The sequence below is a fragment of the Paenibacillus antibioticophila genome (assembly GCF_000455265.1).
Taxonomy (GTDB): Bacteria; Bacillota; Bacilli; order Paenibacillales; family Paenibacillaceae; genus Fontibacillus; species Fontibacillus antibioticophila.
Genome location: NZ_HG005142.1, coordinates 264,332 through 283,885, shown reverse-complemented (window position 1 = coordinate 283,885; position 19,554 = coordinate 264,332). Strand labels below are relative to the sequence as shown.

Annotated in this window: 12 protein-coding genes and 1 pseudogene; 10 read left to right on the top strand and 3 right to left on the bottom strand. The window is 50.2% G+C overall.

The window, feature by feature from the left end; all coding sequences use genetic code 11:
* The 7 genes and pseudogenes from TX85_RS27780 to cas2 all read left to right on the top strand — a co-directional run.
* Window positions 1-1,373, top strand: a 1,373-nt coding sequence (locus tag TX85_RS27780; protein WP_044481952.1) for a CRISPR-associated helicase/endonuclease Cas3, incomplete at its 5' end; no start/stop codon positions are given.
* A 61-nt stretch (window positions 1,374-1,434) separates the two neighbouring features.
* Entirely contained in the window at window positions 1,435-2,154 is a 720-nt protein-coding gene (gene cas5c, locus TX85_RS21675) for a type I-C CRISPR-associated protein Cas5c (RefSeq protein ID WP_044482170.1), read from the top strand.
* The gene (gene cas8c, locus TX85_RS21670; RefSeq protein ID WP_044481951.1) at window positions 2,151-4,100 is read left to right on the top strand and encodes a type I-C CRISPR-associated protein Cas8c/Csd1; all 1,950 of its coding nucleotides are present in this window, start codon (window positions 2,151-2,153) and stop codon (window positions 4,098-4,100) included. The genes cas5c and cas8c overlap by 4 nt, the downstream gene beginning before the upstream one ends.
* Window positions 4,101-4,113: 13 nt before the next feature.
* Window positions 4,114-4,977, top strand: coding sequence for a type I-C CRISPR-associated protein Cas7/Csd2 (cas7c, locus tag TX85_RS21665; RefSeq protein WP_044481950.1), 864 nt, complete (start codon window positions 4,114-4,116; stop codon window positions 4,975-4,977).
* Window positions 4,967-5,626 (top strand): CRISPR-associated protein Cas4, encoded by a 660-nt coding sequence (gene cas4 / locus TX85_RS21660; RefSeq protein WP_044481949.1) that lies wholly within the window; start codon window positions 4,967-4,969, stop codon window positions 5,624-5,626. The genes cas7c and cas4 overlap by 11 nt, the downstream gene beginning before the upstream one ends.
* Window positions 5,623-6,654: pseudogene (gene cas1c, locus TX85_RS21655) on the top strand (type I-C CRISPR-associated endonuclease Cas1c). The gene cas4 and the pseudogene cas1c overlap by 4 nt, the downstream one beginning before the upstream one ends.
* A gap of 11 nt (window positions 6,655-6,665) precedes the next feature.
* Window positions 6,666-6,956 carry a CRISPR-associated endonuclease Cas2 gene (gene cas2, locus TX85_RS26080; protein ID WP_071784238.1) on the top strand — a complete coding sequence of 97 codons (291 nt, stop codon included), beginning with the start codon at window positions 6,666-6,668 and terminating at the stop codon, window positions 6,954-6,956.
* Between the two features lie 323 nt (window positions 6,957-7,279).
* Here the strand turns inward: cas2 and TX85_RS27085 are convergent, their stop codons facing one another.
* Window positions 7,280-7,615: a hypothetical protein gene (locus TX85_RS27085; RefSeq protein ID WP_187375185.1), complete on the bottom strand. Its 336-nt coding sequence runs from the start codon at window positions 7,613-7,615 to the stop codon at window positions 7,280-7,282.
* 782 nt (window positions 7,616-8,397) lie between these two features.
* On the opposite strand from TX85_RS27085, the gene TX85_RS25530 reads away from it, so the two are divergent.
* Window positions 8,398-15,306 (top strand): Ig-like domain-containing protein, encoded by a 6,909-nt coding sequence (locus TX85_RS25530; protein ID WP_049895153.1) that lies wholly within the window; start codon window positions 8,398-8,400, stop codon window positions 15,304-15,306.
* Window positions 15,307-15,414: 108 nt separating this feature from the next.
* On the opposite strand, the gene TX85_RS21640 is transcribed toward TX85_RS25530, so the two are convergent.
* Together TX85_RS21640 and TX85_RS21635 are read right to left on the bottom strand one after the other, a co-directional pair.
* Window positions 15,415-16,077, bottom strand: coding sequence for a deoxynucleoside kinase (locus TX85_RS21640; RefSeq protein WP_044481948.1), 663 nt, complete (start codon window positions 16,075-16,077; stop codon window positions 15,415-15,417).
* A gap of 3 nt (window positions 16,078-16,080) precedes the next feature.
* Complete coding sequence (locus TX85_RS21635; RefSeq protein WP_044481947.1) at window positions 16,081-16,701, bottom strand: deoxynucleoside kinase; 621 nt, start codon at window positions 16,699-16,701, stop codon at window positions 16,081-16,083.
* A 251-nt stretch (window positions 16,702-16,952) separates the two neighbouring features.
* Here TX85_RS21635 and msrA point away from each other — a divergent pair, with 251 nt between their 5' ends.
* Both msrA and TX85_RS21625 read left to right on the top strand, forming a co-directional pair.
* Window positions 16,953-17,468 (top strand): peptide-methionine (S)-S-oxide reductase MsrA, encoded by a 516-nt coding sequence (gene msrA, locus TX85_RS21630; RefSeq protein ID WP_044481946.1) that lies wholly within the window; start codon window positions 16,953-16,955, stop codon window positions 17,466-17,468.
* A 78-nt stretch (window positions 17,469-17,546) separates the two neighbouring features.
* Window positions 17,547-19,127 (top strand): peptide chain release factor 3, encoded by a 1,581-nt coding sequence (locus TX85_RS21625; RefSeq protein ID WP_044481945.1) that lies wholly within the window; start codon window positions 17,547-17,549, stop codon window positions 19,125-19,127.
* Window positions 19,128-19,554: the final 427 nt, after the last annotated feature.

Below are 19,554 nucleotides of genomic sequence, written 5' to 3'. Positions count from 1 at the left end.
GGCAAAAATTAAAGCTGGCCAAGGACAACTGGGATTGCCCGATTATCTTTACGACGATGGTGCAATTTTTGAATGTGTTCTATGCCAAGAGTAACCGAAATGTGCGCAGGCTGCATCACCTTGCGGAGTCGGTCATTATATTCGACGAGGTGCAGAAGGTCCCCGTGTCCTGTGTATCTCTATTTAATGAGGCCTTGAACTTCCTGAATCACTATGGACAATCTAGCATTGTGTTATGCACGGCTACCCAGCCTGCTCTGGATGTGGTAGAGCATCAATTGCATCTAACCCCCGGTGCTGAAATTGTAGGCAACCTGAACGATGTGATTAAGGCATTCAAGCGGGTGGAATTAAGCGATGAGGCAACCTCCAGGGTGTTCACCAATGAGAGCTTGAAGGACTGGGTACTGGATAGGCTGGATGAGAAGCGGGATATGCTAATTATTTTGAACACGAAGGCTGTTGTTAAGGATTTGTACGAGCGCTTGAAGGGAGTTAATCACGGTGCTGTGGTGTATCACTTAAGCACGTCTATGTGTGCGGCTCATCGTAAGCAGGAACTGGACAAAATCAGAGGGTGCCTAGACAGAAAAGAAAAGATAATCTGCATCAGCACACCGCTCATTGAAGCCGGGGTTGATGTTAGCTTCCAGTGCGTTGTTCGCTCACTAGCGGGGCTGGACTCTGTGGCTCAGGCAGCAGGTCGTTGTAACCGTCACGGTGAAGAGTCGCTCCAGCAGGTGTACATGATTGATCATGCCGAGGAGAACTTGCAGGATCTTAGCGAGGTTCGCAAAGGGAAGGACATCACCAAGCGAATGCTTACGGACATGCATCGGGACGAGTCAGCTCATGGTGGGTTTTTATTATCGGACAAGGCACTAAGGTTTTACTTCAAGCAATTCTATGCCGATGTTAGGCCGTTATTAAAATTTGAAATCCCAAAGTTAAAGCAGAACATGATGAAGCTACTGTTTGCCCAGCCCCAGGAAAATGATTACTTTCAGGATTACTATCAAAGTTACGCCAAGCGACCACCTCTGTACCTGCTTAACAGTCCCCGAACAGCGGCCGATCACTTTCGTGTGATTGAGGATTTGACCACCCCGGTCATTGCTCCCTATGGGGAAGGTGCCCATATTATCGCTGAATTGAACGGAGCAAGCCGCATTGAGGATTTGGGTCGCCTGCTGCGTCAGGCACAGCAATATACAGTCAACTTGTTCCCTCATGAGAAGATCAAGCTGGATCAGAATCAAGGACTGGAAGCCTGTCTGGACGGACAAATCCTTGTAATGCGTGAAGGGGCATACAGTGAGGAATTCGGACTGGATTTGGAAAATGATAGCTGGGGAGGCGCCTCTATTTTCTAGTCGACGGTCTGATATCTCTAAATTCAATACGATTCCATGGGAAAGGAGGTGAATGCTGATGATAAGAAATGCTGTGGAGTTTGCCGTTTACGGTGATTACGCCTTGTTTACAGACCCGTTAACCAAGCTTGGGGGTGAGAAGCTAAGCTATCAGGTACCAACCTATCAGGCGCTCAAGGGCATCGTTGAAAGCATCTATTGGAAGCCGACGCTGCTGATGGTTGTGGATGAGGTTCGCATCATGAATGCGATTCGGATGGAATCCAAGGGAGTACGGCCTATTGATTATAGTGGCGGCAATACACTGGCTAATTACACTTACCTGAAGGATGTACATTATCAGGTCAGATGCCATTTTGAGTTTAATCTCAATCGTCCCGATATGGAATTTGATCGCAACGAGCATAAGCACCATAACATTCTCAAGCGAAGCGTTAAGGCAGGAGGACGACGGGACATTTTTCTCGGCACCCGCGAGTGTCAAGGTTACGTGGAGCCTTGTGTATTTGGGGAAGGCGATAGCTTCTATGATCAATATGGAGAACTTCATTTAGGTACGATGGTGCACGGTATCAACTATCCGGATGAGACAGGAAGGGATCAGATGGAGGTGCGGCTGTGGCAGCCGGTGATGAAGAATGGAATTATCACTTTTGATCGGCCTGAGAGCTGCACTCAGATACGTGTAATTTCACAAATGAAGTCTAAGGTATTTGACGACAGCAATGTCCAATCTGCCGAGCAATTACTGGCCAGTTGGGGAGAGGAGGAGGTTCAGTGAGTTGGCTGCTTAACTTATATGAGACCTATGAGTCCAATTTAGATAGGGTAGGCGAGATTGGATTAAGATACAACCGCGAATATACGCTGCTCCCTGTATCGCATACCACTCAGAATGCTCATATTGAAGTGCGTGTGACCGAGGAAGGAGAGTTTCACTCAGCCAAGGTGATCGACAAGAGTGAAGCCAGTACGCTGATTCCATGTACGGAGAAGTCGGCCAGTCGGGCGGGTGCCGTCATCGCCCCTTATCCGCTGCATGACAAGTTAAGCTATGTCGCAGGGGACTATGTCGCTTATGGAGGACAAATTAAAGGAGAAGAGCCCTTCGCAACCTACATACAAGATTTGCAGAATTGGGCCGAGTCCCCTTATACGCATCCCAAGGTAATGAGCATTTACCGCTATTTGAGGAAAAGAACGTTAATTCGCGATCTCGTCGAAGTCAGTCGTATTCTGGCTGTGGATGATCAGCAACAACTTATTGACAAATGGGACAACAAGTACAGCGATCGATACCCGGAGAAGCCTGGAATTTTCAGTGTAATTGCAGGGGATCAGACCAGCGCCTTTGTTCGCTTCACTGTCTATTCGCCGGACGATCGACTTGAAGAGGTCTGGAAGGACGCTGCGGTTCACGCTTCCTTCATCAGCTACTATCAAGAGAAGCTGGGAGATGAAGACTTTTGTTATGTGACGGGACAAAGGCTCCCTAGTACAGACAAGCACGCGAACAAAATACGTAATTCGGGTGACAAAGCCAAGCTGATCTCAGCTAACGACAAGACAGGCTTTACCTACCGTGGTCGCTTCACGGACAGTCGCGATGCCGCGAGTATAAGCTACGAGGTCTCGCAGAAGGCGCATAATGCCTTGAAATGGCTCATTCAGCGTCAGGGGAAGACGATTGATGACCGGGTCTTCCTGGTGTGGGGTAACACTTCTCTGTATATTCCCGACCCTGGCGAGGACACCTTTGCCCTTGATCCAGAGGCGATGCCAGAGGTGGTCCGCAGATCTAACACGTATGAGACGCTGGCCGCTGAAGTGGCCAAGGCGCTTGATGGGTATAGAAGCAAGATGGTGCAGGCAGAGGTAAGCTCGGCCCAGACAGGCGTGAACATTCTGATCCTCGACTCTGCCACAACCGGGCGTATGGCGGTGCTGTATTACCGGAATATGGACAAGGAGCTGTACCTGGATCGGCTGAAGCACTGGCATACAACCTGCGTCTGGCTCCATCGGTATCGGAAGAATGAACAAGGAGAATTCACTGTCTTCTATGGCGCTCCGGCGACACGCGACATTGCCTTCGCGGCCTATGGTCCGCGTGCAGGAGACAAGGTGGTGAAGGGTTTGATGGAGCGGATGCTGCCATGTATCGTTGATGGCTCCAGAGTACCGCTTGATATTATCAGGAGCCTGGTGAACCGGGCCTCTAACCCGGTAGCTTTGGAGCGCTGGGAATGGGAGAAGACGCTTAGTATTACCTGTGCTTTATTAGACAAGCACTTATATGATCGACGGGAGGGAATCGGCATGCCACTAGATGAACAGAACGATGATCGCAGTTATTTATTTGGAAGAATGCTCGCCGTAGCCGACGTGCTGGAGAGACGCGCGCTAGGAAGGGAAGAGAATCGGGCAACCAATGCAATTCGCTATATGAATACATTCTCTCAGCATCCGGAGCGTACCTGGAGAGTAATTCAGACGGCCTTACAGCCTTATCAGGCCCGGTTGGGGCGTAAAGCAACGAATCTGACCAAAATTATAGATGAGATTGCTTATAAATTTGATCCCAAAGATTTTAACAATCAATCCTTGTCCGGCAAGTATTTGCTAGGGTTTTACAGTCAAAGACATGTGTTATATCAAAGTAAACAACAGGATGCTGCCGTTGACACAGATGAATCCCAAGAGGATGAGAACGAATCCAACGAATAAGGAGTGAACGAATATGAGTAGTTTGGATCATAAAATTGATTTTGCCGTAGTTCTGTCCGTAACAGGTGCTAACCCCAACGGTGACCCATTGAATGGCAATCGCCCACGCCAGAATTATGATGGTTATGGTGAGATTTCGGACGTAGCCATTAAGCGGAAAATTCGCAATCGTCTACAGGACTTGGGAGAAGCTATTTTTGTACAATCCAATGACCGTAAGAATGACGTGTATGGTAGTTTGAGAGAACGTGCAGAAGGAAATACACGGCTTAGCGAAGTAGCCAAGAACAAGAAGGCAACTAGTGATGATTTTGCTGAAATCGCTTGTCAGGAATGGATCGATGTTCGCAGCTTCGGGCAGGTATTTGCCTTTAAGGGAGCAGCAAGTGGTGGCGGCGTATCTGTCGGGGTGAGAGGTCCTGTCTCGATTCACGCAGCTCGCAGCGTAGCCCCTATTGATATTACGAGCACGCAGATCACCAAGAGTGTCAACTCTGAGCCGGGTAAGGATCGCGGGTCCGACACCATGGGGATGAAGCATCGGGTAGATTTTGGCGTGTACGTCTTCTACGGAAGTATCAACACGCAGCTAGCCGAGAAGACCGGATTTACGAATGAGGACGCGGACAAAATAAAGCAAGCACTTCTGACTTTGTTTGAAAATGATTTGTCCTCTGCTCGTCCCGAAGGCAGCATGGAGGTACGGAAGCTGTATTGGTGGGAGCATAGTTCGAAGCTGGGGCAATATTCTTCGGCTCAAGTACATCGCTCGCTGGCGGTCAGCTCCAAAGTGGACGAACCACAGTCTTTTGACGATTATGCCATTGAACTGTCTGCACTCGACGGACTGAAGGCCGAAGTGCTGGATGGACGTTAATCGGGACGAAGATGAGCTGATGCTGTCAGGCATCCAGCATTTTCAGTTCTGCAAGCGGCAGTGGGCGCTCATTCATATTGAACAGCAATGGGAAGAGAATGTGGGCACGATCGAAGGACAGTATTTGCACCGGAAGGCGGATCAGCCCTTCGTGCGGGAGAAGCGTGGAGACAAACTGATCGTTCGGGCATTACCGGTTAAATCTGCCGAACTGGGTATCACAGGAATCTGTGACGTTGTTGAGTTTACACGGGATGAGCATGGCGTACAGATTCAGGGTGCGGAAGGCAAATACACGGCTTGTCCTGTTGAATATAAGCGGGGCAAGCCCAAGAAGGATGAAGCCGATATTCTCCAGTTGGCCGCACAAGCGATGTGTCTGGAGGAGATGCTGCTATGTCCGATTCCCGTAGGCTATATGTTCTACAATGAAATCAAGCGTAGAATTGAAGTGCCGCTGACAGCAGAGTTGAAGGATCGGGTTCGCTCTATTTTCGCAGAGATGCGCGAATATTACCACCGAAGACATACGCCGAAGGTGAAGACGGGCGCTTTTTGCAGTAAATGCTCTTTACAATCCGTATGTGTACCTGAAGTGCTAAATAAGCGTTCCGTCAAAAGCTATATCGAAGGGAAAATCAAGGAATGAAAAAGCTGCTGAATACGCTCTTCGTAAATCAGCCGGACGTTTATCTGTCTCTGGATGGAGATAACATTGTGCTGCTGAAGGATCAGGAGACGTTGGGTCGTCTTCCACTTCATAACCTGGAGTCTATCGTTGCCTTCGGTTATACAGGTGCTAGCCCAGCGTTGATGGGATATTGCGCAGACAGAAACATATCCATCACATTTATGACGATGAATGGGCGGTTCTTGGCCCGCGTAATTGGAGCAAGCCGAGGTAATGTCGTACTGCGGAAGAAGCAATATGCGATATCAGAGAGCGAATTGCAGTCGGCCAGGGTGGCGCGTAACTTTATTCTTGGCAAAATATATAATCACAAGTGGATGCTGGAACGGATGACGCGGGATTACCCGCTGCGTGTTGATGTGGAACAGTTCAAAGAGGCTTCATCCCAGTTATCTGCTACAATGGACGCCATTTGGGAATGCGATGATCTGGAACGCTTGCGCGGGCTGGAGGGACAGGCGGCGCTTAGCTATAATAAGCTGTGGGACCATATGATTTTACAGCAAAAAGAGGATTTTCAATCTCATACTCGCTCTCGCCTTCCTCCGCTCGATAAGGTGAATGCCATGCTATCTTTGGCTTATACCCTGCTGGCTCATGATATGACCTCTGCCCTGGAAGGGGTTGGGCTGGACGCTTACGTGGGGTTCCTGCATCGAGACCGTCCTGGACGCGCCTCGTTAGCACTCGATGTGATGGAGGAGCTACGGGGTATTTATGCGGATCGCTTTGTGTTGTCACTAATCAATAAAAAGCTTGTCAGTGCCGGGGATTTCGTTCACAAAGAGAATGGGGCGGTACTGCTTACCGATGACGGTCGCAAAACCTTTCTGTCCGCTTGGTAGAACCGCAAGCAAGAGAAAATCAAGCATCCCTATCTCGGTGAGACCATTTCCTGGGGTTTGCTCCCGCATGTACAGGCTCTGTTGCTCGCCAGGTATTTGCGCGGTGATCTGGACGAATATCCGCCATTTCTTTGGAAGTAGGTGTATGAATCATACTGGTACTTATCACTTATGATGTAAGCACAACGGATTCGGCCGGACAGCGCAGATTGCGACAGGTGGCCAAGACTTGCCTCAATTGCGGGCAACGGGTGCAAAACTCTGTGTTTGAATGCATCGTTGATGCTGCCGAATGGACATCCTTGAGACTACGTCTGCTAGAACTCATTGACCCGGAGCAGGATAGTATCCGCTTCTACCAATTGGGCAACCAGTACAAGAACAAGATAGAGCATGTGGGCACGAAATCATCCCTTGATTTGGAGGGTCCACTTATTCTCTAACGACCAAAATTGAATAAAATATGCTGGTGCGAATGTGAAGCGAACATGATTTCCCTGGGGGATTCGCACCAAAATAAGTTACTTTCATTTGGTTATGTGTAAAAATATGGAATTATTTAACCGATTATTTATTGTCTAAGGGCTGAAAATGGCTAATTAAGCTGAATAATACCCTTATTATGTTAAAAATCGGAGTCGCACCCTACACGGGTGCGTGGATTGAAATCACGGGGTTACTCTAGTCGCAGTAAAACAAAAAAAGTCGCACCCCATGCGGGTGCGTGGATTGAAATTCAAAAATATTTATTATTTCAATCCACGCACTATGTCGCACCCCATGCGGGTGCGTGGATTGAAATTTCACGAGCGGCGTACAGGCCGAATTTTGGCAGAGTCGCACCCCATGCGGGTGCGTGGATTGAAATTGATGGTAGATAAACAGACGGGATGCCAGTATGGTCGCACCCCATGCGGGTGCGTGGATTGAAATCATCCGGATAAATGACATATAGCCTCTCTCCACTCTGGTCGCACCCCATGCGGGTGCGTGGATTGAAATCGCCGCCCGGTGCGGACAAGGCCGCCGACGAAAGGTCGCACCCCATGCGGGTGCGTGGATTGAAATTTTTGATAATCTCTGCTTTTATCAAGTTTGTCATTGTCGCACCCCATGCGGGTGCGTGGATTGAAATTTTATAGAGATGATGGAAATGGGTATGGAGAAAGTCGCACCCCATGCGGGTGCGTGGATTGAAATTCGCCACCAGTAGAATTGTTGTCTCCCAGCGCTGCCGTCGCACCCTACACGGGTGCGTGGATTGAAATTACCCTCATGCTTTGCTGACCCACTAATAGGGAAGCAAGTCGCACCCTACACGGGTGCGTGGATTGAAATGCTATAAGTGAACTGTCCATCCGAAAGCGCTCCATGTCGCACCCTACGCGGGTGCGTGGATTGAAATTGCCATAGCGTCCAATAAGTGAGGCGCGGCAAGAGTCGCACCCTACGCGGTTGCGTGGATTGAAATAAAGTCACAGAGCGACCAAGAGCAAGTGGAGACACGTCGCACCCTACGCGGGTACGTGGATTTAAAGCGGGCTCTGCTCCCAAGTTAACTTAATCAAACAGCGGCAATCTGGGACTTTAATCTCTGGTCCAAGGCTGTCGCTGTCTTTTTTCAGGTCAGACCAAAAGTCCTGTGGGTTTCTGTGCAGCTTCATTCAGTCAAATATTTAGAGTTATACGTCATATTATTGGAGCGGCTAAAAGAAAGCAACCGCTTATAATGTTAATTTGGAAGCGCTTACTTTAAAGAAATATTCTAGTCAAGAGGAGGGATGAAAAGATACGAAAAAGGCTCGAGATTGTTAGCCAGGCATTTATGAAGCGATTGGCAGATTTATCTGATTTACGGAAAATAAAACGAAGGGGAGATGTAAATTGGGCAAGAGCTTTCGGCAGTTTTTCGTGTTCGTCCTCATTGTGGCGCTTGTAAGCAGCGCTATTCCGGGGGGAAGGATTTATGCTTTGGAGACAAGCGCGGCAGAACCGGGATTGATGGCCTGGTACAAGCTCGATGCGCCATTCGATTATGACAACAGGCAGGTTGCGGAGGATTCCTCAGGCAATGGACATCATTCGGTCAGCGCGGTTGGTACGTGGGTTCCGGACGGTGGAGTTTATGGCGGGGCTCTGTCGTTCAACGGCGTCACCGATTTGGTCCAGCTGAATTTAGGCTCTGCTGCGGCTGGATCATATCTGAAGGATGCATTCACGGAGCATTCTGTCTCCTTCTGGTTTAAAGCTAATGATACAAGAACCCAGCAGGTGTTGTTCGAGCGGGGAGGGAATACGTCCGGTTTAGCGATTCAACTGAATGCGAACAGACTGGAAGCCGCTGTTGCAAGCGCCGATGTGAGGGAAATTGTGTCGACCCCATTTACGGATACCGCCTCTTGGCATCACGTCCTGCTTACGTTCAACAATGGGGTATTCAAGCTTTATCTGGATGGAGAAGTCGCTGATACAGCAACTGCTCCGTTTACTAAAGTGAACACGGCACTTAACGAAGGGGGCCTCGGTGCAAGATTAGGGGTCGATGCGTTCAATGGGGGAAATGGAGGGGCTTGGTTCAGCGGGATGATGGATGACGTGCGATTTTACGAGACCGCAATTTCGCCAACGATCCATGTGAGCGGGGTCAGCCTGGACAAGGCCCAAATAACCACTACGGTCAGCGAGGCCGTGTATCTTACCGCGTCTCCTCAACCCTCGTTCGCGACCAATCGCAATGTTACCTGGACTTCGAGCGATGAGACTGTAGTGACAGTCTCCGTTTATGGTCCGACACAGGCGGTCGTGGAACCGAAAAATGCTGGCAGTGCTACGGTTACTGTGTTGACCGAGGACGGGAGTTACATGGCTGCCAGCGAAATTACCGTTCTTCCGGAGTGGGTTTCTATTCCCTTTGAAGGACTGGAGGCCAGGTACAAGCTGGACGCCCCTTTTAATCACAACGGCAAAAGTGTGGCGGAGGACTCCTCCGGCAACGGCCATCATTCTGTAAGCGCTATCGGAACCTGGCTGCCAAATGGAGGGATTGATGGGGGAGCTTTCTCCTTCGATGGATCAACAAGTATCATTCAACTGAATACAACAAATGATTCTTTTTTAAGAGATGAGTTCTCCGAATTTACCGCTGCGATGTGGTTCAAGCCAACCGATTTGAACACCAGACAGGTATTGTTCGAGCGCGGCGGGAACGGGGCAGGATTCGCCATTCAGATTAATGAAGGGAGGATCGAAGCCGCTATTGTGAATAACAAGCCCCAAATTGACCGGATCATTCTTTCCGCCGAGCTGACTGGGGCAGATGAATGGCATCACGTAGCTGCCTCTTTTGGCAACAACGCCTTCAAGTTATTCCTTGACGGGGAATTGTCCAAAGAAACGGTAACGCCTTTTGATAGAGTTTCTGCAGCGGCTAACGAGGGGGCGATTGGTGCTAGATTTGCTGTCGATGCTTTCGATGGACCGACGACAGGAGCCTATTTCAAAGGACTTATCGATGACGTTCGATTGTATAATGCCGCCGTAGAGCCTATCGTTGGAGCCGTACCTGTAACCGGCGTAACCTTTGATCAAACGGAGATGACAATTGGAAAGGGTCTCACGCAAGAGCTTGCAGCACTGATTCTTCCTGAGCATGCGACAAATCAGAATGTCATCTGGGCCTCGAGCGACGAATCCGTTGTAACGGTCACGCCGAGCGGCACCCTGAAGGCAGCCGTGCAAGGGATTTCGGAAGGAACGGCAGAAATTACTGTGAAGTCTGTCGATGGGGGGCATGAAGCGAAGAGTAAAGTCACCGTTGCGAACATTCCGCTTGAAGGGGTGAAGCTTGCGCCTGCCGACGCGGAAATCGTGGTAGGAACAACGCAGGCACTAACGCTGACGTTCACGCCGGAAAATGCAACGAACCAGCATGTCATCTGGTCTTCCGATAGTCCGTCTATAGCTTCGATTGATGAATCAGGCGTCGTTACGGCGCTGCTGCCGGGAACCGCAACGATCACTGTAACGACAGAGGATGGGGGGTATACGGATTCCGTGGATATTACCGTCAAGGGCATACCGGTTGAGAAAATCTCTCTGAACCATCCCAAGATTACACTGGCGGTGGGCGGGTCGCATCTGTTATCGGCCGAAATTTTGCCTAAGAACGCATCGAATCTTAACATTGTCTGGTCGTCTTCCGACTCTTCCGTAGCGGCGGTTGATGCGAGCGGCAGAGTGACAGCCGTCGGAATAGGAACCGCGACCATCTCGGCCGCAACCGAGGATGGAGGCCTCATAGCTAACAGCGAGGTTACGGTCAACGCATTCGCTATGAATGAAATAGATAACATGTTCCGTGTCGATTCAGGGCCGGAAATAGGCAAGAAGGCCACCCTCTACGACGGAACGATTGAGAAGTATAATGGATACTACTATGCAATGGGAACCGGTACATTGGGAAAAGTGTATCGTTCCAAGGATATGATTCATTGGGAAAGTCCTTACATGATGATTTCGAACGATCCGGTCAATGCTCCTCCGCTGGTAAATCCGGCTGACTACAAGGAATTAGGGGCATCCGATTTGCTCTATCATAACGGAGCTATGTTCTATACCTTCAATGGCACCTCTTTGCTGCATGGGGATCCGAACACACTGAACACAACGCCCGATTTCCGGAATAGTTTTTGGGATAAAAAATATGACTCGGGCATTGATCCGCAGTTATTCGTTGCGCATAACGGAGACTTGGTCTTCCAGCGGAAGGTCAATCCGGATGAAGCAGATCCGAATACGGGTGCGGCAAAGCCTGGACGTGCCGGTCTATGGGTGTGGAAGGTGCAATCCTTCTTCAACGAGCATGGAAATCCTGGCCGCAGCCAGGCGGTCGAGACACTAACTACGCAAAAGGGCCACTGGGGCAATTTGAACTTCTTCAACTTCGAAGGCGGGGAGCTTTACTACCATAACGGACAGTATTACATGCTGTATGCGGCGAATCAGATGTTCCCCGAAACAGGTCTTTATGAAACAGGAGTGGCGCAAGCCGACCAATACGATACATTCACGAATGATACCAAATATCCGGGCAAGCTGCTGGCCCGCAATGTCGAGGAGTTGATCCTGAAATACCGCGTGCTTCTGCCGACATCGGAGCATGGAAGTCAGCCGTATCAATACACCTTCGATGAGCCTCAGGAAGGATGGAGCAGCATTGAATCTGATGAGAACGGCTGGGTATCCGGAGAAGGCGGCTTCGGCTGGCCGGAAGAGAACCGGTCGAAGATTCCGAGCATTTATAACGATGGGAAGAAGACAGCAGCCGAGATTTGGTCTCATCCGAACGGACCTGCCTCCATGTGGGCAAAGCGTTCTTTCGAGCTTGATACAGTACCGGAGACGACTGTATTGCGCTACCGTCTGCAAGGCTACGGAAAGCTGTATGTGAACGGCGAAGAATTCTTCGCATTCAGCGGTCAACAGCGGGCCTACAAAATGATTGAGGTTCCCGCTAACCTGTTGCAGACAGGGGAGAATGTGATCTCCGTGGAGATCAGTACGAACGGCGGACCTGCATTGAACTTTTACCATCTGGATTTCGGTCTGTACGATACGAACGGACATCCGGTCGAATCGGACATTGTCGGACCGTCCCAACCGAATGTCATTAAGGGGCCGAACGGGTTCGAGACCTGGGTTACTTATAAGGCATTCTGGAACAGTAATGAAGGACAAGGGAAAGATCGCGTCTATTTCTGGGATCAGGAAATGGTCGTTGATGGTCCAACCTCCTTCGATTCCGAAGGCCTCCATCCGGATGCCTGGGTGCCGACGTTCCAAGACCGGTTCGAATCAGTATCTAGCTTGCAGCATTATGATATTCCGGAAGCGGATGTATCCATCGACGACGGAGCGTTGTATTTTAACGCACCTGGCGAATTAAAGCGGGTACTGCTGAACGGATATGCAGCGGAGAACTTCTTTATGGAGGCTAATCTTCAATTCGACGAAAATGATTTCGGAGAAGAGGGTCAGGCCGGCATGGTGGTATGGCATCAGGATGAGGACAACTATGTGAATCTGTTGATCGACCGCGATGACCGGAAGCTTGTTATCGAGTCGCGTATCCATGGAGATCAAGACATTTCCACGGCTGATTTGCCTTCGACATTTGCCTTCCTGCAGGATGACCCGCGTGCTGCGGACTTTGCGGAATCTTACCACACACTTAAGGTATATAAGAACGGGTCCAAATTGTTTGCGGAGCTCGATCACTATACGCTTAATGACGATCGTCCGGTATTTGAGCATGAGGCAATGGCTGGTTCAGGTCAGGTTGGCCTGATCAGCAACAAAGCGAAAGTCCGGGTGGATAACGTGACCCTGACGACCGGCTTGAGCGAATATGGAACTTACATGGATGGCTGGGATGCTGCATGGCAGGTGTCTGACCAGGGCTTGCAATCACCGGCGGCCAGAGAAGCGCTCACGGCCAAAGGCGACCGGCTGCTTGAACATGAATTTTCGGTCAACGTAAATACGGGTGCTTTGCCGTCATCGGGTAAAGCGGGCGTTATTCTCGAGTATATTGATGAGCAGAACTACGTAACGGCAAGTACGAATTACGCTACAAAGCAATTTGAGCTTCGCAAGGTCGTAGACGGGCAAGAGGAGCTCATGGCCGTTGCTTCAGCAGCCAGAGATACGATCTATGGACATAGCAATTACGAAGAGAACGGCCAGCGCGAGTATGTGTATGATTTGCGTGGAGAAGCGGAGATTTCGTCGGCCAAGATTCTGTGGACCCATGGTCCGTTCCAATATGTAGAGAAGTCCTTTGAGCTTCCTGAATCGAACTCTCCGGAATTCGGGTTTGACAGCTGGACGGGCGGGTGGAGCGACGTACCGTTCACGTATCAGGATAAGGGAAAAGGCGATTACCATATCGCTGATTTTCAGGATCATGTAAAGACTGACCAACTTCGGCTCAGCGTTCCTTCGGAGTTGAACCGTCCGTTCTCCTTCGTTCTCCGCGAAGAGATCAGTGCGCAAAACTTCTATAAGGTCGTTCGGTCGAAGGGGAAAATCTATGTTTGGGTGAACAACAATCTGATTTTCAACGCCGAAGATCCTTTCGTGAACAGATCGGCTCAGACAGGGCTTTATTCCGATGGAATTCAGGTAACGTACAATGCCTTTACCGGCTTTGACGTATCAGGAATGCTGATGGAAGGGGATACGGCTCTGACAGTAAAGGCTGAAGTATCCGGCCAAGCGGGGAGCAACGGCTGGTACGTGTCAGACGTGCTTGTCACTCTGCGTCCGCAAGGCGAAGGGCAGGATCAAGCCAATGTATTCTACAGCCTGGATGAAGGCGATACATGGCATGAGTATAGCAGCCCGATTGCGATTTCTACTGAGGGACACAATTCCCTCCGCTATTATGCTATCGACGATGCCGGACATCCAACGGATACAGCAGCATTGGCCGTAAGCATCGACAAGACGCCGCCAATCATAACGTTAAAAGGATCTTCAAACGTTACTGTACCGCTCGGCGGTACTTATAGCGAGCCAGGCGCAACGGCAAGCGATAATATTGGTCCTGTAAGCGAGATCACTGTGACGGGCGACCTCGACACCAATAAGGTCGGCACATATACCCTGCGCTACCATGTCTCCGACCAGGCGGGCAATGCGGCTTCAGAAGCGGTGCGCCGGGTAATGGTTGCAGGGAATGGAGGTTCTTCCGAAACCGGGGGTTCTGCCGGTCAGGGCGGTCAAACGGGCGGAACACCGGCCGCAGAAGATAACGATCCGGCATCCGGGAGCAGGGAACAGCAAACGGACGTGAATCCGGGAGAAAGCACATTGCTGGAGCTGGAAGGCGAAGTGAACATTCAGATTCCAGCGCGCGCCGTGTCGGCGGCGGGGATTGTTAGGATTAAGGTTATTGAACCGGATCAAGTTCCTGCGAATGGCGAACTGGAAGCTATCAGCCGCATCCTCGAACTGTCCGGTACGGCAGGCGAACGGTTTCTTAAGCCGCTCGAGCTTTCTCTCATCTATGATGCCAAGCTATTGAAGCCGGGAAGCCAACCGGCTGTGTACTATTACCATGAGAATCAGAAGCGTTGGATATTCATCGGCGGAACCGTTCATGAAGAAGGAACGATTCGCGCGGAGATTGGACGCACTGCGAAGTTTGCTGTCTTTGCCTATGAACCGATCGTGATGAACGATATGAATAATCATTGGGCAGCAAGCTATGTCCATCGCCTTGAGGGGATGAATGTCGCAGCTGGTTACCCGGACGGAAGCTTCCGTCCGGAACAGACTGTAACAAGGCTTGAATTTGCGAAATTGCTGACTTCGGCTTTGGGTCTTGAAGCTGCCTCCGGCAACACAAGCTTCTCAGACAACGGAGATATCCCGTCATGGGCGAGGCCGCACGTCGCAGCTGCCGTTGAAGCGGGTCTGATTCTAGGATATGAGGAAGCCGGGACGACAAGCTTCATGGGGATGCGGACAGTAACGCGAGCGGAAGCGGCCGTTATGGCGGCAAGAGCATTGCGGCTCTCCGGAGTCGACGCCGGCAGCTTGACGGGCAATGTTCCTGACCTGAAAGACGCTTCGGACATTCCAAACTGGGCGAAGCCGTCAATTGATCAGGCATTGTCAGCGGGCATCCTGAGCGGTTACGCGGACGGCGCCTTCCGTGGGGACCAGGCAACGACAAGAGGCGAAGCTGCTGCGATGGTCTACAAATTGTTGGCTGCTTTAGGAGTATAATTTCAGAGGACCTGTTTTCTATTGAAAAAGGTGTCCCCTATCATCTGTAATGATTTTGGGACACCTCTTCTATTAATAAAGTTATTAGCTCGCGCGAGCATCCCCTCACTATATTGCCCGCAGCGCTCTTGAGTCCTGAATGATCTTTGCGGCTTGGCGGATGATTTCGTCCAGTGCAGCCTCATCGGTAGCATCGTATTCATCGATATTCAGCCGCAGTACCGGGCAGGCGCTAAACTCATCGATCCATTTGGCGTACCGCTGATGCATGTGCTCCCAATACGAAATGTCGGTCTGGATTTCCATTTCCCGGCCGCGCAGACGGATACGCTTCAAGATGGACGGCAGTTCGCCCTCAAGGTAGATTAATACGTCCGGATGCGGAAAATAGGGCGTCATCACCATGGCCTCAAACAGGCTGTTGTAGGTCTCATAATCGGTAAGAGACATCGTGCCTTGATCGGCGTGCATTTTGGCGAAGATGCCGGTGTCCTCGTAAATGGAACGATCCTGCACGAAGCCGCCGCCTGCCTCCACGATAGCTTTCTGCTCCTTAAAGCGCTCGGCCAGGAAGTAAATTTGCAGATGGAAGCTCCAGCGTTCAAAGTCATGGTAGAACTTCTCGAGATAAGGATTTGTATCGACCTTCTCCATCGAAGTACGGAAGCCGAGGCGGGCCGCCAAGGCATGGGTCAGCGTGGATTTTCCAACCCCGACCGTACCCGCTACCGTGATCAATGCATCTTTGGGAATGTTAAATTCAGTGCTCATCTTCTATAAGTGCTCCTTTATCTTGGCAACGATCTGCTCGAAATCCTCCGGACGTTCAACAAAGTCCAGCTTATTGCCATCAATCGTAATAATGACCGTGTCCGGCTCCTGTGCCCGAATATGTGAGATGGCTGTCTCGTAGTCCTCTACCAGCTGGGACAGATATCCCGCATCGAAATTTTGTTCAAAGTCGCGGCCGCGCTTCTGAATTCTGTGCAGCAGGGTATCGAGATCCGCCTTGATGTATACAATCAGGTTAGGCTTCGGCAGGTCATCCGTCAACAGATGATAAATCTGCCGGTATTTATCCAGTTGAACGCCGGATAGCGTACGCTCGGCAAAAATCATGTTCTTATAGATATGGTAATCCGACACAATCGGCTGGCGAGTGCTAGCCGGAGTAAGCAGCATATCGCCTAATTGCTTGTAGCGGTTGCATAAGAAGAACATTTCCAACTGAAAGGCCCATTCCTCGATGTTTTGATAGAACTTATCCAGAAAGGGGTTCTCTTCTACGATTTCCTTCATCAATGTAAATTCAAACCGTTGGGCAAGCATTGTGCTGAGCGTTGTTTTTCCTGCCCCAATCGCACCCTCCACGGCTATGTATAGATTTTGCTTCATCTCTTGATGGTCCTCCCAATCCTCACTTGCCTGCAAACAGGCTAAAACATTGTAACATAGATTTCGACATCCCGTGATGCATTCATAGACAAGATAAAGGATATTTTTACGAAATTCATTTTGGCGCTCAGGTTGTTGTTACATCTAAATTAGAGTAAAATGCTGTCCATAGAATAGCTTGCTCAGACCGGCTTTGGACAAATACCGAATTTTGAAGGGAAGAGCAATGCGTAGAGAGGAACGTGAATGAAGTGCAATTAGCGACTTTTGCGGGAGGGTGCTTCTGGTGCATGGTGACGCCGTTTGAGGAATTGCCGGGCATCGGCGGTATTGTATCGGGATATATGGGTGGAACCAAAGACAATCCTACTTATGAAGAAGTAAAAACAGGCGCAACGGGACATTATGAGGTTGTACAGATTACGTATGATCCGGAGATTTTTCCCTATGAGCGATTACTTGAATTGTATTGGCCTCAAGTGGATCCGACAGATCCGTATGGCCAGTTCCAGGACCGGGGCCCGCAATACAGAACGGCGATCTTCTATCATAATGAACAGCAGCGGGAAGCAGCTCTGCAATCGAAGCTGGCGCTGGAGCAAAGCGGACGTTTCGATAAGCCGATTGTAACTGAACTTATCCCGGCGGCGACCTTCTATCCGGCTGAGGATTATCACCAGAATTACCATAAGAAGAACCCGAAGCATTACAAGGAGGACCGCGAGCAGTCCGGACGGGATGAGTTCATTCAAGCCAACTGGAAATAAGCGATTGTCCCTGCGTAAGCGGAGTAAAAATATGTTACAATAGAAGCTGTGACTTTGTGAAGCGAGAGGAAAGTGAGAATGAGCACTGGATTGGATAATTTGCAGCAGGAAGTAGATAAACGAAGAACCTTCGCGATTATTTCCCACCCGGACGCCGGGAAGACGACGTTGACGGAGAAGCTGCTCTTGTTCGGCGGAGCGATTCGCTTGGCCGGCTCGGTCAAGGCGCGCAAGGCAAGCAAGCACGCGACCAGCGACTGGATGGAGATTGAGAAGCAGCGGGGGATCTCGGTTACCTCTTCCGTCATGCAATTTGATTATAACGGACATCGGATTAATATTTTGGACACGCCGGGGCACCAAGACTTCAGTGAGGATACTTACCGGACGTTGACGGCTGCGGATAGCGCGGTGATGCTGATCGACGTGGCGAAGGGTGTCGAAGTACAGACGATCAAGCTGTTTCAGGTCTGTGCGAAGCGTGGGATTCCAATTTTCACCTTCATTAATAAGCTGGACCGTGAAGGACGGAGTCCATTTGAGCTGATGGAGGAAATCGAGCAGGTGCTCGGCATCCGTTCGGTGCCAATGAACTGGCCAATCGGGATGGGCCGGGAGCTTTGCGGTGTCTATGACCGGATGAAGAACCAGGTGGAACTGTTCCAGGGAGAGGATCATTCCAAGATCGAGGTCCGCAAGGTTGAAGATTATAATGATCCCAAAATCCGTGAGATGGCGGGCGAATATTTGCACGATCAATTGTGTCAGGATCTGGAGCTGCTCGATGTGGCCGGAGACCCGTTTGACTTTGAAAAAGTAAAGCGCGGCGAGCTGACCCCGGTGTTCTTCGGCAGTGCAGTTAATAATTTCGGAGTGCAGACCTTCCTGGAGAATTTCCTGCAGCTTGCGCCTAAGCCGGAACCCCGCCGCAGTACCTCGGGACTCGTGGAACCGACGAACGAGAAGTTCTCGGGTTACGTCTTCAAGATTCAGGCCAACATGAACCCGGCTCACCGGGACCGGATTGCGTTTCTGCGTATTGTATCCGGGAAGTTCGAGCGCGGCATGAGCGTGAAGCATGTGCGGGCCGGCAAGGAGATCAAGCTGTCCCAGCCGCAGCAATTCCTCGCCCAGGATCGGGATATCGTGTCGGAGGCTTATCCTGGAGATATTATCGGTCTGTTTGATCCGGGAATCTTCCGAATCGGCGACTCCTTGAGCCAGAACAGCGAGGTTGTATTCGACGAATTGCCGACGTTCTCGCCGGAAATATTCGCCAAGGTTACCGTCAAGAACGCGCTCAAGCATAAGCAGTATCAGAAGGGAATCGACCAGTTGACCGAGGAAGGGACCATTCAGGTGTTCACGACGGTCGGCTTCGAGGATACGCTGCTGGGTGTTGTCGGGCAGCTCCAATTTGAAGTGTTCGAATACCGGATGAAGGGGGAATACGGCGTGGATGTTCAGCTTCAGCGCATGCCGTTCCAATTCGCCCGCTGGATTGTTGCTGACAAGGTCGATCCGTCCAAGTTCCGAATTAATTCAACACTGGTGAAGGACAAGAAGGGCAACTATGTTGTCTTGTTCGAGAATGAGTATGCGATGCGTACGGCCATGGAGAAAAATCCGGATGCCAAGTTCCTGGAGACGGCGCCGTAAGGAGATTTCTTCAAGAGTTAGCTAGACCAAAGGTATATCAAACGAATAACAAACGCCTTCGTCTGCCGATATGACAGCTTGAAGGCGTTTTTTCTATACAAGTTGATCTATAAAAGCTACGTAGAAAGGGCATAAGTGGGAAGTGAGGGTGTCCCAAAAGTCATCATAGATGATCGGGGACACCCTCTTTTTAATGTGAGATTACGCCGTGCGTTACGAAACAAGTGCTGATATGCACTGAAATTATTGTTTGGTGGCTCATGCGGTAATTATAATGCAGAATGTTATTAAAATTGCAGGAGAGGTGGCTCATGCGGTAATTATAATGCAGAATGTTATTAAAATTGCAGGAGAGGGGGTCAAGTCCATTATTGTGTGTAAAATCCTCGTCAGAGATTGTCTAGCCGATCCGAACTACTTTTGAATT

Bases quoted from the DNA above. Each gene is read 5' to 3' on its own strand.
- TX85_RS21635 (WP_044481947.1), bottom strand. From the start codon at position 16,701: ATGAAGCAAAATCTATACATAGCCGTGGAGGGTGCGATTGGGGCAGGA.
- cas7c (WP_044481950.1), top strand. From the start codon at position 4,114: ATGAGTAGTTTGGATCATAAAATTGATTTTGCCGTAGTTCTGTCCGTA.
- TX85_RS27085 (WP_187375185.1), bottom strand. From the start codon at position 7,615: ATGACAAACTTGATAAAAGCAGAGATTATCAAAAATTTCAATCCACGC.
- TX85_RS21625 (WP_044481945.1), top strand. From the start codon at position 17,547: ATGAGCACTGGATTGGATAATTTGCAGCAGGAAGTAGATAAACGAAGA.
- cas4 (WP_044481949.1), top strand. From the start codon at position 4,967: ATGGACGTTAATCGGGACGAAGATGAGCTGATGCTGTCAGGCATCCAG.
- TX85_RS21640 (WP_044481948.1), bottom strand. From the start codon at position 16,077: ATGAGCACTGAATTTAACATTCCCAAAGATGCATTGATCACGGTAGCG.